The sequence below is a fragment of the Borborobacter xinjiangensis genome, from assembly GCF_047739745.1.
In the GTDB taxonomy this organism is placed as follows: Bacteria; Pseudomonadota; Alphaproteobacteria; order Rhizobiales; family Rhizobiaceae; genus Pseudaminobacter.
The window spans coordinates 1-16978 of record NZ_JBLLVA010000036.1; the positions used below are offsets into that span (position 1 = coordinate 1).

A 16978-nucleotide genomic window follows, 5' to 3' on the forward strand; every position below is an offset into this window, starting at 1 on the left:
GGCCCGGTCCGCTGCGCCGGATATGGCAATATCCCGCCCCCGTTGCAAGGAGGCGGGATTTTTGATGCGGCAGCTCAGTTGCGCAGCACGGCGTCGGTCTGTTCTGCAACTGCCGGCGCGGCGCAGCGCTGTCGAGTATCCTATCACGTCGAGTGCAAAGTCCGATTCGGCGGCGCGAAGCCGGCAGGCAAACTGTGCCGGAAAGGGGCCGACACCAGACGGTCCGGTTCAGCCGAGTTTGCGCGGTAAGCCGCCGATGGCGTATTCGCGCCCCGAATGACCACTATTGGCCCAAAGCTTACCTTGTAGTTTTCAGAGGGCCAAAGATGGACACCATCTCATGCCTTGATTAATTCACGTCTCGTCCTGTCACAGTAGAGTTTACGATCCAATACTTTCCAGTTCCCGCTTAATCCCTGCATGAAGTCATAGGTACTTTACCAAGTTGCAATCCACAGGTAGCGTCCGCGCCAGTGCACGCATGCGGGGAGGATGTATGGCGCGAGACTACAAGCGTGATGCCATCAGGTTGCTTTTCCTTCTCAACGTTGGCAAAACGGAAAACCACAACGAAGATATGGTCGGCACTTATCCGCATGTCTTCGGCGGCGAAAAGCGCCTTCAGGCTATGGACTTCTGGGTGCGCTATCCTGACTACCTGGCGCTTGAACTAATCTCTCAGCACGAAAAGAGCGGTGACACGGCCAAGCTCGAGATAGCCAGGGCGATATACGACGACGGCGAGCCGTCTCTCCGCACGATCCCAATGCTGCGGAAGCATTTCGGCGCCTACGAGCCGCTCGACACCGCGTTGGCATTGCTCGAGTGCCGGGGTCTCGTGAGGCCCGAGCGCCGAAAGACTGCCGTCGGGCATTCGCACTTCTTTTTCTTGACCAAGAAGACCGAAGAGTTCTGCGATGCGATCGCGAAGGAATTCCCGCTGCTCGGCTGGTATCGTGACCGCGCTCGGCTGGTCGTCGATGTCGCCGGACCCCGTCGTGGCAACGAACTAAAAGCCGTCCAGCATTCGACGCGCCAGTATCACGACACCGCCATCATGAACTACATCCCCACTATCACGGACCTCGTGAAGTCCAAGCTCGACCAGTTCGGAAGCCCAGCATGATCAACACAGACATCAGTGCCTGGTATGACGCGATCGCCAAGAAGGCTGGCGTAAGCAGGGGCGACGCGAAAGAGGTACTCGACCGCAACTCCATCAAGCCGATCATCCGGCCCGCCGTTCCGCAGCGGGTGCGGATACTGTCACTACGGTTCACTGGCAAGAAAGCCGGAATTCTCAACGACGAGATCGACTTCGAGTGGAAAGACCTCGGTCCCGGCCTCCATGCCATCGTTAGCGACAGCAATTTCAGAGGCAAAACCACACTCCTGAGATTCATGCAGCTCGGGCTCGTCGGGCGCAGCTCCCTGGCGAAAGACATGGAGCGCTGGTTCGAGACGATGACGCTGCGGTTCTCGGTCGACAACGACGTTTTCGAGACCCGGATCCAGGACTTCCATGCCCAACGCGGCACTTTGGTGCAGCTGAAGAACAGCCGCGAGTTCGTGGTATCGACATTCCAGGACGCCACGTCGTTCGAGACCGCGATGGAGACGTTCTTCTTCGACAAGCTTGGGCTTAATTCAACCAGGATCGTGGTAAACCAGAAGGGTAAGGACATCGCGCAGGATCATGGCTGGCTATGGCTCTCGTCGGTCCTTGCTATCGACCCGAACCCCGAGAACATTTTCGGCGATAGCCCGGCCGGGGTCGGTGGCATGGAAACCTACCTCATGCGGATGTTCATCGGTCTGCCTTGGGTGGGGACCCATACGACCATCAAGGCAGCGATCAAGGGAATCGGCATCCAAGGCGAGCGCGCCGGACAGGCCGCCGCACGGAGCCAGAGCGCGGCACGGCAACGGCTGACCGAACTGGAAGCGGAGCGGGAGAAGGTCGGCAAACGGCTTGCCGGGCCGGATAGGGTCGAGGCGGTTGTATCCAGGGAACGAACCGCGATCCATCGGTTGGCGGCGGTTTCCGCCGAAATCCATGCCCTTACTCGAAGGCACGCCGATCTCGCGTTCGACCTGTCTGCTGCCGAGGAGGCGGTCACCTATGCTGTGCGAGAACGGCACGGCTTCGACGAGGCGCGACAGGCCGGAGCCGTTTTCCGGCTGTTGCGCCCGGAATATTGCCCCAGCTGCGACGAGGTTTTCACCGACGACCTTCGAGAGGAGCGGCAGCAGCACCATGACTGCATCGTCTGCGGCCGGCAGGAACCGAAAGGCGAAGAAGACTTGACGGGCGTGCGGGAAGCGCTCGTAGAGCGGGAAGACGATGCCAAGAGCCAGTTCGGCAAACTCAAGGGAACCCAGAAAAAACTCGAGGGGGACCTGACGACCAAGAAAGCCGAGCGCGAGGGCCTCGAGATCGAGCTCACAAACCTGCAGAAGGAGATCGCCGCCTCCGACGCGCCGACGGAAGCTTGGAAGGAGACGCTGAAGCTCGACGCACAGATCGAGGAAGTCCGTCGACTGACGGGCGGCGAAGCCCCGGCGTCAAACGACGATCTGAAGGTGCTCAACGCCGCCGACGCCGTAACGACCTCGTTCTTCGCGGACGAGCAGAAGGCTATCCTGGCGGACGTTGCGGCCGAGGCGACGAAGTTCGCCCGATCCTTCGGAATGATCATGCTCGAGAGCATCGAATTCCAGGGTACCCGCATGAAGCTCCGGAAAGCGGGCGGGCAGCAGTACTTTGGCGATTGCCAACCAGGAGAGCGCAAACGGCTCAAGATCGCCACCGTCCTCGCGATGCTGCGCGTGAGCGAAGCGCGAGGGGTGGGCCGCCACCCCGGCCTGCTTTTCATCGATTCCCCGCGCACCGACGAGACCGTCGACGACAACGTCTCGGAGATCGTAAAAGGCCTCGCCGCGCTCTCGGACGAAATGCCATATGTCCAAGTTTTCGTCACCAGCCTCGCCGTACCGGCAGTCCTCGAGCATGTTTCTTGCGATAATGTAAGGAAGTCTCGCGAAGACGAATGGATGTGGTGAGAAAGGCAGATGTCCCTCGATAGTGCGTTGATGGGCTTCCTGCAGCGGAACGAGCCGTATGACGCGGTTTCGTTCGGCGGCCTCGACGCGCTCTTGCTCAAGGGACGCGAAGCGGGGGCATCCAGCGCCCCCGAACTCTTCTTCGATCTCGTCGCGCCGCATCGCGACGAGCGCGCCGTCGAAGTCGACTCTTTCCTGGCTGACCTTGTCGAGGAGACTGCTTCCGACCTCGCTCTCCTAGAGCTCGCCGCCCGCTTCGCACATCGACCGGTCCTCACGCCGGAACCCGTGAAGCGGATTTTCAAGCGCTTCCTTTCGCTTTTCGAAGATCGCTCAAACAGCCGGTCGACGAGGATTGCCGCTTTGAAAGGCGCCTATCTGACGGCGGTGGGCCACGAGCGTCAGTTGACCCGACTGAGTGCCGCCATCACGGAGATCGACGACGAAAGCGAGCTGGCGATAGTCCCGTATGCCGCCAAGATCGCAGGCTTGGTGCTTTCGACACGCGATGACCGCGGGCTGGTCGAATTCCTGCACGCTTACGAACGCTATCCCGACTGTGCCGACCAAGTAAAGCTGGAGCTGGGACTTCTAGCGCTTGGCAAAGCCTTGGCGGCCACTGATGCAGATGATGCGATGTCGGCATTACTCGAGGCCCGCGATCACTTTTCCGGGGCCGCCGAGGTGCGCGATAGCCGCTACGAAGCCAAGAGTTTCGCATTGGCGATCGATCTGCTGACAGGTTTCATCAAGTCCCGCGACTTATCCAGCTTCCAGGATACCCTCGCCAAGTTGACGGAGGCGGCATTTGCCTACGATGCCTATATCACGCAGGCTGATCCCGGTCCGCTGCTCGGACACGTGGCCGCGCAGACCTCCGCATTCACTACACTGTCCATCCGCCTGGCGCATCTGGCCGACAGCCTGACTAAGCGGACATGGCTTCACGCTGCGGCGGTGATCAACGACCAGCTTCTCTTCGCCTACAACGCCAGCTCCATGGTGTTCGGTCCTGGTGACGGTGGCGGAGTCGAGTTGCTGATCCGGCCCAGAATCGAGAAAAGCCTCGTCGACAATCACCTGTTCATGGCCGCGATCCGTGAATGGCTTGCGGCCTACGCCGGGGGTATCGACGACGATCTCGTGCGGGACATCCGGGCGTTCGCGGAGCGATCCGCGGACCCTACGGACGCGGAAGCCGCCAGCCCTTTGGCCTCCGCCATACTCGATCGGGCGGCAGACAAGGTCGGGTTCACTGAACTCGAGGACGTTCTCCTGTTTCGGATGGACAGGGTGCGCGAGCGGACCACGCGATATATCATCGAGGCAATCCAGACGATCGAGACGGCCTTCTCCGAGCTGCCGGACTTCCAACATGCGGAATACAAGGCGGGGTTCATGGACCTCGCTCATGGTGTTCTGTGTTTCGCGGAAGATCGGCTGAACAGCTCCTACGAGCAAAATCGCCAGGCAGGGTATCTTTTCCAGCACATGAAAGCGAACCCGATCGAGAAGGACCTCCAGCAGGACTTCCATTCCTGGAGCCGCTCGAGGGGCATGGCGATCGACGACGAGGTTAAAGGGAAGGGCGGCGGGCGCGCCGACCTCCGGTACGTCTACAAGTCGTGCGAGATTGTCATCGAGGTCAAACAGGAGACCGACGACGCCTCCTTCGACGCGCTGCTCGCCGGATACGGCAGCCAGACCAGCCAGTACCAGGTGACCAACGCGCGTCTGGGCATGTTACTGGTCCTGGACAAGACGCGACCGGGTGAGGAACCCGAACATCTCGAGTTCATCTACAGCCCCATGATCCTCACCAGAGGACCTTCAGATTACGGTATCCTGGTGGTCAAGATCGCCGCATTGCGCCCCAAACCTTCCGAAGCGTCACGGTGATCCGGACTTTGCCGGGGGCGGCGGGCGGGCCAGGGTTGCGAAACTGCGCCGGCTGACGGGCTTCCCCTGTTACAATCGAATGAGGTTCTTGGCTGACTCATCCGATTGTAACATTCCGGGGCGCCAGGCCGAGCTTTCAATCGTCGATGTCTACCTACTTTCCGAGCGCCTTCGTCAGTAGTTCGTTTAGAGGGGTCAACGCTCCCCATTGCGCTTTGGCGTTTCTCCGCTCGACGATCGGCCAGAACCTCGAAGAGAAATAGATCGCCGCCTGCACGTAAGGAGACAGTGTTCCGTAGATTCCAATTAGGTTTCTCCGGCGAGCAGCATCGCCATACCGACCGACATAGATGGCCGCGGTCGCTCTCGTCGCCTCGTGAACGGAACCGTCCCGGAGGAGCGCGATTGCCGTCTTGATCGGAGCATCGTCCAGCGGCGCGCGGGTTATGAGCGCAGCCAGTATCCACATCAGCTGCCAATCGACCAGGGACCGATCCGCGAGGCGCCCGCAGAGAAAGTCATAGACCTGCTGGTCCGGCAGGAACTTGGAAAGATAGGAAACGTAAATCTGTGTCATCGACGGACGTTTCGCGAAAGCGTCGAGGACGTGCGCCACCGCGTAGTCGGACTCGGCTTTGGCGAACAACGGAAGACAGAAGCGCTCAATGGTTTCCTCGTGCCCCGGGTGGTCGGTGATCGCGTCGAACAACACCATCGTGGCCTCGAGCTCGAGGTCCTCGGCCGGTTCCTCGCCATTGTCCTCGCGTTGGTCGGCGGGTTCCTCGTCCTCGTCTTCCCATTCCGACTGGAAGCCGTAGTCGACATCGAATTCCTCTTCGTCGATCTGTCTCGATATCTCCTGCACCGCCTCGTCGAACAGAGCCTCTAGGTCCGGCTCCTCGGTGTTTAATGCCGATTTGGGCATGATCACGGACTTCGCCTCGTTGAGGACGAGATCATACGCACGAAGCTCCGGTATCAACTGCCTCATCAACCGATCTGCGGCATCTACGCTTGGCAGGAAGATGTATATGTCGTCGACATACCGTGCGGAGGGGATGTCGATATCGGCGAGAAAGCGGTCGATCGGCTCCATGTAGAAATTTCCGAGCAGGTCCGAGGGGTAGATGCCCTGGATGATGCCCCTCGAACTTCTTTCCCCCGTGTAGGCGGTGAGAACCGCTTCCAGCCGGCTGAGATACCTGGCAGGGAATCCGGCATCCGCCAGCACGTTGATCATGGTGTGCTGGTTGAGCGACCCGAAGAAATTCGCGACATCGATCTTCAGGACGTACTTGTTCTTCCTGTCTCCCGTGAGGCGGGCGAGTTCCTGCTGGAGTTCGCCCCAGCACGCCCGGGTCGGCTTGAACATGCTGGGAGAATTGCGTCCTTCAAGCCGGTGGCTGAACGAACGCGCCTGATCGGTGCGCGCGTCGATTACGGGAGCCGCCTTGTCCGCCAGGAGCTGGTAGAAAATCCGGTCCTTCGGCATGAGAATGCTTCCCGGCCGGGAGTAGGCCGGACCCGGCCTAGGGGGAGTCACAGCCACCCTCATGCGATGGGATTTGGGGATTTCCATGGTGAGGGGAAGACCCGGCTTGTGCTGCCCGTCCCGCAGTTCCCGTTTCAGGATCTCGACCAGCTCCTCGCCCGTCTTCCTGTAAATGAAACCGATGTGCGGCGCGTAAATGAAGTCCGAGCGTAGGTCGTGGATGACGCGTTGGACCGCAAGAGTCCAATCCGCGTCCGACACCTCGCTGAGGTCCATGCCGAACGGCTCCCCGAGCTTTATGTCCCCCAAATCCGCTCCTCCCACAGACTTCACTCATGTTGCGAGGAATGCAGGATGCATTCGCTCGGAGCGAAATTATTAACATCACGGCAGGGTCTTATGACGCCGTTTCGGCGCTCCGTAGCGCGCCTTGTGATACGAACCTAACCGGAACCCCGAAAAGCTCGCCCCTTAAGGAGGAACTCGATGAAGGCGTAGCGAAGCCGTCCCAGCGCGCCAAGGAAAAGACCTATCTCGCAAGGTGTTGAGCGATTGCGGCCGATGGAACAACCCAGAACCGGCTGCCACACCCATTTCCGGAATGACTGGCACATCGAATTCTCGGCAATCTCCGTCGAGCGCAATATTTCAGGAATTCGATCTGCTGTAGGTTGCCGGACGTGTCGTGATATCGCCTTTTGGTATACAGATGTCCTCAAGTCAAACCAAGGCTATGGCCGCTTTCGGGCGGAAGCAACAACTGCCTCTACGACTGATATCGGGCGCAAAGCCGCCGTTCGCGAAAATCAGTCAGATATTGGTTTAAGGCTAGGCTGCAAGAATGGCGCTTACCAGTTGGGCGGTGCGCGGAGCAAGCGTTAAGCCTATGTGTCCATGGCCGAAGGCCAGGATGACGTCCCGCCCTCCACTCGACGGTCGGATCACGGGTACGGAATCGGGCATCGAAGGGCGGAATCCGAGCCAGGTCCGGCTCGGTTCGCCGATTTCCGGAAAGAGGTGGCGTGCGTTCTGTGCCAAGGCTTGCAGGAGCCTCGGGTTTGCCGGCGCTGCCAACCCGCCGAGTTCCACCAGACCCGCCACGCGCAGCCTGCCTTTCATCGGGCAGAGATAGAAGCCGTGCGCTGTCGGGCAGACCGGCCGTGCGATCGGCGGCTCGGCCATGTCGAACTCGACATGATAGCCGCGTTCGGTATCGAGCCGAACCGGATCGCCGATCTGGCCGGCCAGCTTTTGCGACTGAGCGCCGGCGGATATGATCGCGGTTCGTGCGCAAATCTCGAGTGGCGCGGCGGTGATCAGGATTCCATTCGGCTCGCGCTCAATCTTTTGCGCTGAAGCCTGGATGAATTCGACACCCGCCCGACGAACCGCCGCGGCCAATCGGCGCATTGCCTCGCCCGGATCGCTGAGACTGATCGCGCCCGGGAAGAACAATCCGCCTCCTTCGAAAGGCGGCAGGCAAGGTTCGAGCCGACGCACCTCGTCGACGGAGAGGAACTCTTGGACAACTCCGTAGCCGCGGCGGAGTTCAATATCCGTTGTGGCGGCGCTAAACGCCTTCCGCGTATCATAAAGATAGAGACAGCCCTTGGCGGAAAGCAACTCCGATGCGCCTATCTGAGCCGCGAACTCGGCCCATGCCGCCGCGGCCCCGGAAACGAGTTCGGCGATCCGGCGGGTGTTTTCCCGATACCGGTGCGGCAGCGATTCGTAGGCGAACCGCGCCAGCCAGGGAAACAGCGTCGGCAGGGCAGAGGTACGGATCGACAACGGACCATTCGCCTCGACGAGGAGCGAGAAGAGATTGCGCAGAACCGATGGCGTTCCGACCGGTATGAGCGCATAATTCGCGATGGTTCCGGCATTGCCGTAAGAGGCGCCGCTACCGGGCTCGTTCGGCTCGATCACGACGACCTCGCGGCCGTCCGCGCGAAGCCGCAGCGCGATCGCCAAACCGATGACGCCGCCGCCGATCACGGCAACGTCTGTTGAAATCCTGCTCATCTGATCCCCATGGGGTTAGGACAAATCGAAGACGCGCCCCGAGCGGAGCGGGCAGATGCCATGCCGTCGGATTCGGCACTCAACCCGGCACGGCGTAGCGCGCGACGTAGGCGGCCGTGCGCGCCTCGCGCGGTTTATCGAGCACATCCGCCGCTGTTCCCTGCTCGATGATGCGACCGCCGTCGATGAACACGATCAAGTCGGACACTTCACGGGCGAAGGGCAGTTCGTGCGTGACGAGGATCATGGTCATGCCGTCGCTGGCGAGTTCCCGCATCACCCGCAGCACCTCGCCGGTCGATTCAGGGTCGAGCGCCGAAGTCGGCTCATCGAACAAAAGCACGGTGGGGCCGAGCGCCAGCGCCCTCGCTATCGCCACGCGCTGCTGCTCGCCGCCCGACATACGTTCCGGATAGGCTGTTGCCCGATGCGCGAGGCCGACCCGGGTGAGCAGGCGCACGGCGCGCTCCACCGCTTCGAGCTCGCCGACGCCCGCCGCGTGCATCTGGGCAAGGACGACGTTCTCCACCGCCGTCAGATGCGGGAACAGGTTGAAGCGTTGGAACACCATTCCGACCCGCTGACGCAGCTTGGCGAGGTCCCTGCACGTCACCGCGCCCCTGGCGCAGATCGTTTCGCCGTTGATATCGATGACGCCGTCGTCGGGCTGCTCGAGGAGATTGACGCAGCGCATCAGCGTCGTCTTGCCGCCGCCGCTCTGGCCAATGATGCTGACGATGCGGCCGGTCGGCACGTCGAGATCGATGCCGCCCAGCACCTGCCTTCCGTCGAAGGATTTGCACAGGCCGCGGATGGTAACGGCAGGTCTGGCGCCGGACGCCGTCGCGCTACGTGTCGTATCGCGCATGTGCTGTGTCATGGGTCTAGGTTCCTCTTGCGAGCAGCGTCTTAGCCAGTTTCAGCCGCCGCCGACGACCGAGCGAGAGCGGCACGCCCGCCTGGATCGTCCGCTCAAGCCAGAGAAGGGATTGCGAGACGGGGTAGCAAACGGCGAAATAGATCACCGCAATCACCAGATAGACTTCGAGCGCGCGAAACGTCTCGGAGGCAATCAACTGCGCCCGGGTCATCAGTTCGGCGGCCGAGATCGTCACCAGCAACGACGTCGACTTGAGAAGGTCGACGAACATGGTGTTTGTGCCCGGCAGCGCCAGCCGCAGCGCCTGTGGCAGGATGACATGGCCGAAGGTTGTGCCACGGCCGAGGCCCAGCGCCTGCGCCGCCTCGTTCTGGCCGGAATGGATTCCGGCGATCGCCGCGCGAAAAATCTCCGACAGATAAGCTGCATAGAACAGAACGAGGCTTAGCACGCCGGCGACGAAGACGCTGAACCTGATGCCGATCGACGGTAGGCCGAAATAGGTGACGAAGATGATCGCGAGCAGCGGGACATTCTTGAAGATCTCCGTGTAGAGGGCCGCCGGCAGTCGCACTATGCGCAGGCGGTTGAGGCGCATCAGCGCCAGCACGAGGCCGAGAACGGCGGCCCCGGCGAAGCTGGCGATAGTGTAGGCAAGGGTCCTCAGCAGACCCCAGCCGAGATTGCCCGCGTAATCGCCCCAGGGAACCTGGAGAACTCCGGCGAGGTCGTGGAAAATAGACATAAGATTGCCACGCTGCTCAGGGCGCGATCGAGGGCGGCGACCAGTCCGCCGGGCGGTCCACGCCCCGGCGCTGAGCCGCCATCTCCGGCGAGGGAACCAGGAACTGCTTCGGATCGCCGCCCCATTTGGTGACGAGCGCGGCGAGTGAGCCGTCCTTGTACATGGCGTCGATCTGGTCCGAAACCGCCTTGGCGAGATTAGGAGCCTCTTTCGGCAGGTAAAAGCCGGTCATGTAGGGTTGGAAGTACTGGTAGTCGGGATGGGCCTTGACCTCCTCGGCGGACGGCGGCGTCAGGTACTTGACTTGGAACTTCATGTCCGGCCGCTCCTTCTGCTGGTAGATGATCAGCAGCGGGTCGAGGAAACCGACATCCAGTCTGCCTGACGAAAGGTCCTGGAAGACACTGTCGGCCGTCGGATAGGTGTGCGGGACAGCATTCGGCACTTGGGCGATCGATTTCGCCCAGACATAGCCGGTCACGGTCCCAAGTTCTTTGCCCTCCAGGCTCTTGACGTCTGGATAATCGGCCGAGCCGTGCACGGCCATCGCCGGGGGTGAATAGTAAGGCGGATCGGTGAACAGGCCGACCTTCTGGCGGGCATCAGACCAGGCGATGCCGCCGATTGTGATGTCCGCGCGCCGCGACTGGACCGAAGCCAGCATGCCAGGAAAATCGGTGACGCTGACCTCCATCTCGAGACCCAGCTTGTCGGCGACCGCCGCAAGGATGTCGCTGTCCAGTCCGACGAGCTTTTCGTCCTTCAGGGCCGTGTAGGGCATGTAGGGCTGGATCGTGACCTGCAGGACGCCGGGCTTCAGCGTCTCCAGATCTTCCGCCAGCGCCGCCTGCGATGCGGCCACCAATCCAATTCCAATGCCCAGTAAGGCTGCGACGCCACCCTTAAACGACTGCGACAAAACACCCTTGTTCATCACCGATACCTCCCTGTATTCGGATCAATATATTTGTGATATATTGAACAGTATATTATAGGAATCCGCTGTCAAGCGATTCCTGGCGATCGGACCAGCACGGTGGAGAAAGTAGATGGACGCGCCGATGCGTGAGGGAGAGGCCGACAAGGTTGAGGCCGGCTCGACGTTGGCCGAGCGGACCTATCTGCAGCTGCGGGAGGACATAATCACGGTGAAGCTGGCACCGGGCACGCTGTTGCGCGAGACCGAGCTGATGCGTCGGCTCGATGTCGGCCGTACGCCGGTGCGCGAGGCGCTGCTGCGGCTGCAGCGCGACGGCTTTGTCGATGTTAACGGACGCCGGGGCACATCGGTCAGCACCATAGACATCAGCGACCTGTCGGCGATCTACGAAGCGCGCGCGACCATCGAGTCCTGGGCCACACGTCTGGCAGCCGAACGTCTGCGAGAGCCTGAGCGTCGCGAGGCACGCAAACTAATCGAAGAGCTCGCAGCCTTTTCTGATCCGCCGGAAGTCGAGCCTCTGTTGGCACTCGACCGTCGTATCCACCGCTTCATCTACCGCGCCGCGAAAAACCCCTATCTGTTTGATACGCTCGACCATTATCACAATCTTTCATTGCGGATTCTTCACGTGGCGACACGACGGTTTCCGGAACTGATGACAGGTCTCGACAAGGTCCTGCACGAGCAGACCCAGATGCTCGAGGCGGTATGCCGGGGAGATGGCGAAACGGCTGAGCGCATTGCGCTGCACCACGTGCTGGGTTTCGAACAGGAAGTCCGCAAGATCATCTGAATGCTCACAGAACCAGTCGGGCGTGGATATAAGTCTTGGTGCATCTAGCAAGACGACAGTGGCGCAATGCGCATTCGCGACCTCGACTCGCATGACCCGCCGGTTAGGCTGCTTTCAGCGACCGCGAGAGCTTCGACCGACGCCTTAGGGCGCAAATCGGCCAGCCAAACTTTCGCAGAACGCTCCGAAACGGTCCGCTCCCAAAACATATCTGGCTAGAGCATCGGACGAAAAGTGGAATCGGTTTTCGGCTTATTCCGATGCTCCATCAAAGAGCTAAGCGTCCTTTGTGCGTCCAATTGGACGCACGGCGCTCTGAAGCAGACATTCGGCAATCGACTTGGCACAGGTATGATTGCGAGATGCTCGCGGTCGATGCCGCGATTCACTCAGTGCAGGCTTCTGCCCAGCGTCAGCCTCCGCCGAGAGCTGCGGTCTCGACAACCAATTCCACGCGATCGGCGGCAAAGCGGGTCACCGAGCACTGCACGGGTCGTCCTGACAGGTCGCAATTCACCGCCCGCGTCACGATCACGATGGCTCCCGGCGCCAGTTGCAGTTCACGCGTATCGGTCTCTTCGGCATGACGCGCCTCGATAGAAGTCGAGACGCGACGGTAGTCAGCCACGCCGAGCTTCGCAAGTGCCGCCGTGACAGACCCGGTCGTGGAAAACAGTTCGGCTATGCCGTCGAAGCGGTTCGCGTCGAACCAGGAGGTCGATCGCGACACCGGCACGCCATCGGCCTTGCCGAGGCTTTCGATGCGGATAACTGTTCCTCCCATCTCCACGCCAAGTGCTGCGGCAATCCATCCGGTGGCCGGCTCTTTCGCCGTGCCAATCATGGCGCTGCGCGTATTTCGCGCCTGCTCGCCGATCCCTGCGGTGAACCGGGTCCGCTCGCCGATCGGATAGACGAGGCGCTTTTGCCGCCGCACATAGGTCCCGCGCCCCTGTTGCGAGGCCAGTACGCCCTCATGCGCGAGTGCCGCGATGGCTGCGCGCACGGTGTGGCGGTTGACCCCGAAGCGTTCCGCCAGCTCGGCTTCCGGCGGCAGGCGGCCGGTCTCGTCGGCTAGCCCGCCGGCGATGCCGGCCCGTATGCCGTCGGCGATCTGCCGCCACAAGGCGACGCCGACGCCGCGCTGCAATCCTGCCGCCATCGCTTGCTGTTCCTTTCCTGTCATGTGCCTGTCATCAGGCGCGACTATGGTGCAGCCAATTCATCTTATTGTCTAGATAAATAGACAAACAGGACACGCCATGCACAGCGACAAGGACAACGCTCAACGCAGGAACCGGATGGCGGTGCTGGCACGCAGCGGCACCGGCCGGTTGCGGGAATTGTGGGCGGCGCTCGACCTTGCGCCATCCTATCGCGTTCTGCGCGGACCGGAATGCGGCCTGGTCGCTCTGCGGGGGCGCATCGGCGGCAGTGGCGAACCCTTCAACGTCGGCGAGGCGACGGTGACGCGAGCGAGCGTCAGGCTGGAAGACGGCTCGGTCGGCCATGCCGTCGCCCTTGGCCGCGACATGGACAAGGCGCGCATCGCGGCGCTGGTCGACGCAGTCTGCCATACGTCTGAGACGGCGACGCTGGTCGATGCCCGCATCATCGCGCCGCTGCAACGCGAACTCGACGCGGCGGACGAGACGCGCCGGCAAGAGACGGCCGCCACCCGCGTCGATTTTTTCACCATGGTGCGGGGAGAAGACTGATGCGCAACGAGGCAACGGCGCTGGACGGCGGGTTTTCCGATCCCGTGCAGGATGCACAGGCCGTCTTCCGCGCGGTGATGGATGCCATGGCCGGTCCCGCGACCGTGGTCGGCGTCCAGCCGCCCGTCGCGCCGCCGGCGCCGCTGCCGCCGCTCGTCGGCGCTCTCGCCTGCACGCTGGCCGATGCCGACACTCCGCTCTGGCTGGACCCGGCGCTCGACCGAAGCGAAGCCGTGCGCAAATGGCTGGTCTTCCACACCGGCGCGCAGATCGTCGACAACCCCGCCGAGGCGGCCTTCGCCCTGATCGGTGTCGGTTCTGCCCTGCCCGATCTGGACGCTTTTGCGCAAGGGACGCAGGACTATCCCGACCGGTCAGCGACGCTGGTCGTCGCCGTTGAAGCCTTTGATGGCGGCGCGCCGCTGACCTTCCGGGCACCCGGAATCCGCGGCGAGAAAACCATCGCCCCGTGCGGCCTGCCAGACGATTTCGCCAGCCAATGGGACGAAAGCACGCGGAGCTTCCCGCGTGGCGTCGATCTCGTGCTCGTTGCCGGCGATGCGCTCGCCTGCCTGCCGCGCAGCGCGCGGCTCACTGCAAGGGAGGCCTGAGCATGTATGTCGCAGTCAAGGGCGGCGAGGCCGCGATCGACAATGCGCACCGGCTATTGGCCGACCGCCGGCGCGGCGACCGTTCGGTTCCGGCGCTGACGCTCGATCAGATCGCCGAACAACTAGCGCTTGGCGTCGACCGGGTGATGAGCGAAGGCTCACTCTATGACCGTCGGCTGGCGGCGCTCGCCATCAAGCAGGCGCGCGGTGACCTGATCGAGGCGATCTTCCTCGTGCGCGCCTACCGCACCACCCTGCCGCGCTTCGGCTACAGTGAACCGGTCGACACCGGCGCGATGCTGATCGAGCGGCGCATCTCGGCCTGCTTCAAAGACCTGCCGGGCGGGCAGCTTCTCGGCCCGACCTTCGATTACACCCATCGCCTGCTCGACGCGGACCTCGACGGCGACCCCGAGATCGCGGCCGGCGACCGGCGCGAAACCGCCGCCGAGGCGGCGACGCGGATCGCGGACATTCTCGGCGGTGAAGGGCTGATTGAGGAGGATGCCGATCTACCGGGGTGGGATACGCCGGGCGACATCAACCACACGCCGGTCGAGTTCCCGATGGCGCGCGCCATGCGCCTGCAAAGCTTGTCACGCGGCGATGAAGGCTTTTTGCTGGCGCTAGGCTATTCCACGCAGCGCGGCTATGCGCGCTCGCATCCCTTTGCCGGCGAAATCCGTATCGGCGAGGTCGAGGTGGAGTTCTTCGTTCCTGAGCTCGGTTTCGCCGTGCCGCTCGGCCGCGTCCAGGTGACGGAGTGCCAGATGGTCAACCAGTTCAAGGGGTCCGCCAAGGCGCCACCGCAGTTTACGCGCGGTTACGGGCTGGTGTTCGGCCAGTCGGAACGCAAGGCAATGGCGATGGCGCTGTGCGATCGCGCCCTGCGCGCCGAGGAATTGGGCGAGGACATCGTCGCGCCGCCGCAGGACCAGGAGTTCGTGCTGTCGCATTGCGACAACGTGCAGGCGACAGGCTTCGTCGAGCACCTGAAGCTGCCGCATTACGTCGATTTCCAGGCCGAACTCGGCCTCGTGCGCACCATGCGCGCCGAGCACGACCGGCGCGAAGACACCCGCCCGACCGTCATACAGGAGGCCGCGGAATGAACGCCCACAACCGCAGCTCCACCTACAACTTCGCCTATCTGGACGAACAGACCAAGCGCATGATCCGCCGCGCCATCCTCAAGGCGATCGCCATTCCAGGCTACCAGGTGCCCTTCGCCAGCCGCGAGATGCCGATGCCCTATGGCTGGGGCACCGGCGGCGTGCAGGTGACCGCCGCGATCCTCGGGCCGGACGACGTGCTGAAGGTCATCGACCAGGGCGCCGACGATACCACCAACGCGGTGTCGATCCGCAAGTTCTTCGAGCGCGTAGCCGGCGTCGAAACGACCACACACACGGCCGAGGCGACGATTATCCAGACCCGCCACCGCATTCCCGAAGCGCCGCTCGCCGAGGGGCAGGTACTGGTCTACCAGGTGCCGATCCCCGAGCCGCTGCGCTTTCTCGAACCGCGCGAGACCGAGACGCGCAAGATGCACGCGCTGGAAGAATACGGGCTGATGCATGTCAAGCTCTACGAGGATATCGCCCGCAACGGACACATCGCCACCACCTACGCCTACCCGGTGAAGGTCGAGGGCCGCTACGTGATGGACCCCTCGCCTACGCCGAAATTCGACAATCCGAAGATGCATATGTCGGCCGCCCTGCAGCTGTTCGGCGCCGGCCGCGAGAAGCGCATCTACGCGCTGCCGCCTTATTCCGACGTGGTGAGCCTCGATTTCGAGGACCATCCGTTCGAGGTGCAAAAATTCGACCGGCCGTGCGCGCTTTGCGGCGCCGAGCAGGTCTATCTGGACGAGGTCGTGCTCGATGACAGGGGCGGGCGCATGTTCGTCTGTTCCGACACCGACCATTGCGAGACGCGGCGCGCCGAGGGCCATCGCGGCGAACTGAGCGGAGAGGCCGTAGCATGACCATCGCGCTCCGAAACGACGCCGTGTTTGACCACGCCGGCGAGGACTTGCCCCTGCTTTCCGTCCGCTCCCTCACCAAAACATATGGCACGCGGATCGGCTGCACGGAAGTCGATCTCGATTTGTGGCCCGGTGAAGTGCTGGCGATCGTCGGGGAGTCAGGTTCCGGCAAATCGACGCTCCTCAACTGCATTTCAACCCGCCTGGAGCCGACTTCGGGCACGGTCTCCTACCGCATGCGCGACGGAGAGATGCGCGATCTCTATAGTCTGCAGGAGGCGGAGCGCCGCCTGTTGCTGCGCACCGACTGGGGCTTCGTCCATCAGAACCCCGCCGACGGGCTGCGCATGACGGTGTCGGCCGGCGCCAATGTCGGCGAGCGGCTGATGGCGATCGGCGACCGCCACTACGGCAGGATCCGCGGGACGGCGACGGACTGGCTCGGCCGCGTCGAGATCAGCGCCGACCGCATAGACGACCAGCCACGCGCCTTTTCCGGCGGCATGCGTCAGCGCCTGCAGATCGCCCGCAATCTCGTCACCGGGCCGCGCCTGGTCTTCATGGATGAGCCTACCGGCGGCCTCGATGTTTCGGTGCAGGCACGCCTGCTCGATCTGTTGCGCGGCCTGGTCAACGACCTCGGCCTCGCGGTCATCATCGTCACCCATGACCTCGCCGTGGCGCGTCTCCTGTCGCATCGCATGATCGTCATGAAGGACGGCCGCGTCATCGAACATGGCCTGACGGATCGCCTGCTCGATGACCCACAGGCGCCGTACACGCAACTCCTCGTCTCCTCCATCCTCCAGGTCTGAGGTC

Annotated in this window: 15 protein-coding genes; 9 read left to right on the top strand and 6 right to left on the bottom strand. The window is 62.5% G+C overall.

From position 1 onward, the window contains the following. Positions 1-496: 496 nt before the first annotated feature. The 3 genes from ACLKMW_RS23480 (at position 497) to ACLKMW_RS23490 (ending at position 4962) form a co-directional block, all read left to right on the top strand. Positions 497-1126, top strand: coding sequence for a hypothetical protein (locus ACLKMW_RS23480; RefSeq protein WP_415726951.1), 630 nt, complete (start codon positions 497-499; stop codon positions 1124-1126). Beyond that, entirely contained in the window at positions 1123-3063 is a 1941-nt protein-coding gene (locus tag ACLKMW_RS23485; protein WP_415726952.1) for a hypothetical protein, read from the top strand. Before ACLKMW_RS23480 ends, ACLKMW_RS23485 begins: the two co-directional genes overlap by 4 nt. Before the next feature lie 363 nt (positions 3064-3426). Then, on the top strand, positions 3427-4962 hold the full coding sequence (locus ACLKMW_RS23490; protein ID WP_415726953.1) for a hypothetical protein: 1536 nt from the start codon (positions 3427-3429) through the stop codon (positions 4960-4962). A 154-nt stretch (positions 4963-5116) separates the two neighbouring features. On the opposite strand, the gene ACLKMW_RS23495 is transcribed toward ACLKMW_RS23490, so the two are convergent. The 5 genes from ACLKMW_RS23495 to ACLKMW_RS23515 all read right to left on the bottom strand — a co-directional run bounded on the left by ACLKMW_RS23495 (position 5117) and on the right by ACLKMW_RS23515 (position 11038). Then, positions 5117-6763 carry an RNA-directed DNA polymerase gene (locus ACLKMW_RS23495; protein ID WP_415726954.1) on the bottom strand — a complete coding sequence of 549 codons (1647 nt, stop codon included), beginning with the start codon at positions 6761-6763 and terminating at the stop codon, positions 5117-5119. Between the two features lie 519 nt (positions 6764-7282). After that, the gene (locus ACLKMW_RS23500) at positions 7283-8479 is read right to left on the bottom strand and encodes an NAD(P)/FAD-dependent oxidoreductase (RefSeq protein WP_415726955.1); all 1197 of its coding nucleotides are present in this window, start codon (positions 8477-8479) and stop codon (positions 7283-7285) included. Positions 8480-8558: 79 nt separating this feature from the next. Next, positions 8559-9359, bottom strand: a complete 801-nt coding sequence (locus tag ACLKMW_RS23505) for an amino acid ABC transporter ATP-binding protein (protein ID WP_415726956.1) — start codon at positions 9357-9359, stop codon at positions 8559-8561. A 4-nt stretch (positions 9360-9363) separates the two neighbouring features. Beyond that, positions 9364-10104 (bottom strand): amino acid ABC transporter permease, encoded by a 741-nt coding sequence (locus tag ACLKMW_RS23510; protein WP_415726957.1) that lies wholly within the window; start codon positions 10102-10104, stop codon positions 9364-9366. 16 nt (positions 10105-10120) lie between these two features. Then, a complete protein-coding gene (locus ACLKMW_RS23515; protein WP_415726958.1) occupies positions 10121-11038 on the bottom strand; it encodes a substrate-binding periplasmic protein in 918 nt (305 codons plus the stop codon). Between the two features lie 115 nt (positions 11039-11153). Here ACLKMW_RS23515 and ACLKMW_RS23520 point away from each other — a divergent pair, with 115 nt between their 5' ends. Continuing rightward, positions 11154-11840, top strand: a complete 687-nt coding sequence (locus ACLKMW_RS23520) for a GntR family transcriptional regulator (protein WP_415726959.1) — start codon at positions 11154-11156, stop codon at positions 11838-11840. A 412-nt stretch (positions 11841-12252) separates the two neighbouring features. On the opposite strand, the gene phnF is transcribed toward ACLKMW_RS23520, so the two are convergent. Continuing rightward, the gene (phnF, locus tag ACLKMW_RS23525; RefSeq protein WP_415726960.1) at positions 12253-13026 is read right to left on the bottom strand and encodes a phosphonate metabolism transcriptional regulator PhnF; all 774 of its coding nucleotides are present in this window, start codon (positions 13024-13026) and stop codon (positions 12253-12255) included. Between the two features lie 76 nt (positions 13027-13102). Here phnF and phnG point away from each other — a divergent pair, with 76 nt between their 5' ends. The 5 genes from phnG to phnK are packed head-to-tail and all read left to right on the top strand — an operon-like array spanning position 13103 to position 16974. After that, entirely contained in the window at positions 13103-13558 is a 456-nt protein-coding gene (gene phnG / locus ACLKMW_RS23530) for a phosphonate C-P lyase system protein PhnG (protein ID WP_415726962.1), read from the top strand. After that, positions 13558-14169 carry a phosphonate C-P lyase system protein PhnH gene (gene phnH / locus ACLKMW_RS23535; protein WP_415726963.1) on the top strand — a complete coding sequence of 204 codons (612 nt, stop codon included), beginning with the start codon at positions 13558-13560 and terminating at the stop codon, positions 14167-14169. The genes phnG and phnH overlap by 1 nt, the downstream gene beginning before the upstream one ends. A gap of 2 nt (positions 14170-14171) precedes the next feature. Next, the gene (locus ACLKMW_RS23540) at positions 14172-15281 is read left to right on the top strand and encodes a carbon-phosphorus lyase complex subunit PhnI (protein ID WP_415726964.1); all 1110 of its coding nucleotides are present in this window, start codon (positions 14172-14174) and stop codon (positions 15279-15281) included. Continuing rightward, positions 15278-16159, top strand: a complete 882-nt coding sequence (locus ACLKMW_RS23545) for an alpha-D-ribose 1-methylphosphonate 5-phosphate C-P-lyase PhnJ (protein WP_415726965.1) — start codon at positions 15278-15280, stop codon at positions 16157-16159. Before ACLKMW_RS23540 ends, ACLKMW_RS23545 begins: the two co-directional genes overlap by 4 nt. Then, positions 16156-16974 carry a phosphonate C-P lyase system protein PhnK gene (gene phnK / locus ACLKMW_RS23550; RefSeq protein WP_415726966.1) on the top strand — a complete coding sequence of 273 codons (819 nt, stop codon included), beginning with the start codon at positions 16156-16158 and terminating at the stop codon, positions 16972-16974. The genes ACLKMW_RS23545 and phnK overlap by 4 nt, the downstream gene beginning before the upstream one ends. The last annotated feature ends 4 nt before the right edge of the window (positions 16975-16978 follow it).

Excerpts from the sequence above, each read along its gene's own strand:
- ACLKMW_RS23480 (WP_415726951.1), top strand. The coding sequence starts at position 497 with ATGGCGCGAGACTACAAGCGTGATGCCATCAGGTTGCTTTTCCTTCTC.
- ACLKMW_RS23510 (WP_415726957.1), bottom strand. The coding sequence starts at position 10,104 with ATGTCTATTTTCCACGACCTCGCCGGAGTTCTCCAGGTTCCCTGGGGC.
- ACLKMW_RS23540 (WP_415726964.1), top strand. The coding sequence starts at position 14,172 with ATGTATGTCGCAGTCAAGGGCGGCGAGGCCGCGATCGACAATGCGCAC.
- phnH (WP_415726963.1), top strand. The coding sequence starts at position 13,558 with ATGCGCAACGAGGCAACGGCGCTGGACGGCGGGTTTTCCGATCCCGTG.
- ACLKMW_RS23515 (WP_415726958.1), bottom strand. The coding sequence starts at position 11,038 with ATGAACAAGGGTGTTTTGTCGCAGTCGTTTAAGGGTGGCGTCGCAGCC.
- ACLKMW_RS23485 (WP_415726952.1), top strand. The coding sequence starts at position 1,123 with ATGATCAACACAGACATCAGTGCCTGGTATGACGCGATCGCCAAGAAG.
- ACLKMW_RS23520 (WP_415726959.1), top strand. The coding sequence starts at position 11,154 with ATGGACGCGCCGATGCGTGAGGGAGAGGCCGACAAGGTTGAGGCCGGC.
- ACLKMW_RS23505 (WP_415726956.1), bottom strand. The coding sequence starts at position 9,359 with ATGACACAGCACATGCGCGATACGACACGTAGCGCGACGGCGTCCGGC.
- phnG (WP_415726962.1), top strand. The coding sequence starts at position 13,103 with ATGCACAGCGACAAGGACAACGCTCAACGCAGGAACCGGATGGCGGTG.
- ACLKMW_RS23500 (WP_415726955.1), bottom strand. The coding sequence starts at position 8,479 with ATGAGCAGGATTTCAACAGACGTTGCCGTGATCGGCGGCGGCGTCATC.
- phnF (WP_415726960.1), bottom strand. The coding sequence starts at position 13,026 with ATGACAGGAAAGGAACAGCAAGCGATGGCGGCAGGATTGCAGCGCGGC.
- ACLKMW_RS23545 (WP_415726965.1), top strand. The coding sequence starts at position 15,278 with ATGAACGCCCACAACCGCAGCTCCACCTACAACTTCGCCTATCTGGAC.
- phnK (WP_415726966.1), top strand. The coding sequence starts at position 16,156 with ATGACCATCGCGCTCCGAAACGACGCCGTGTTTGACCACGCCGGCGAG.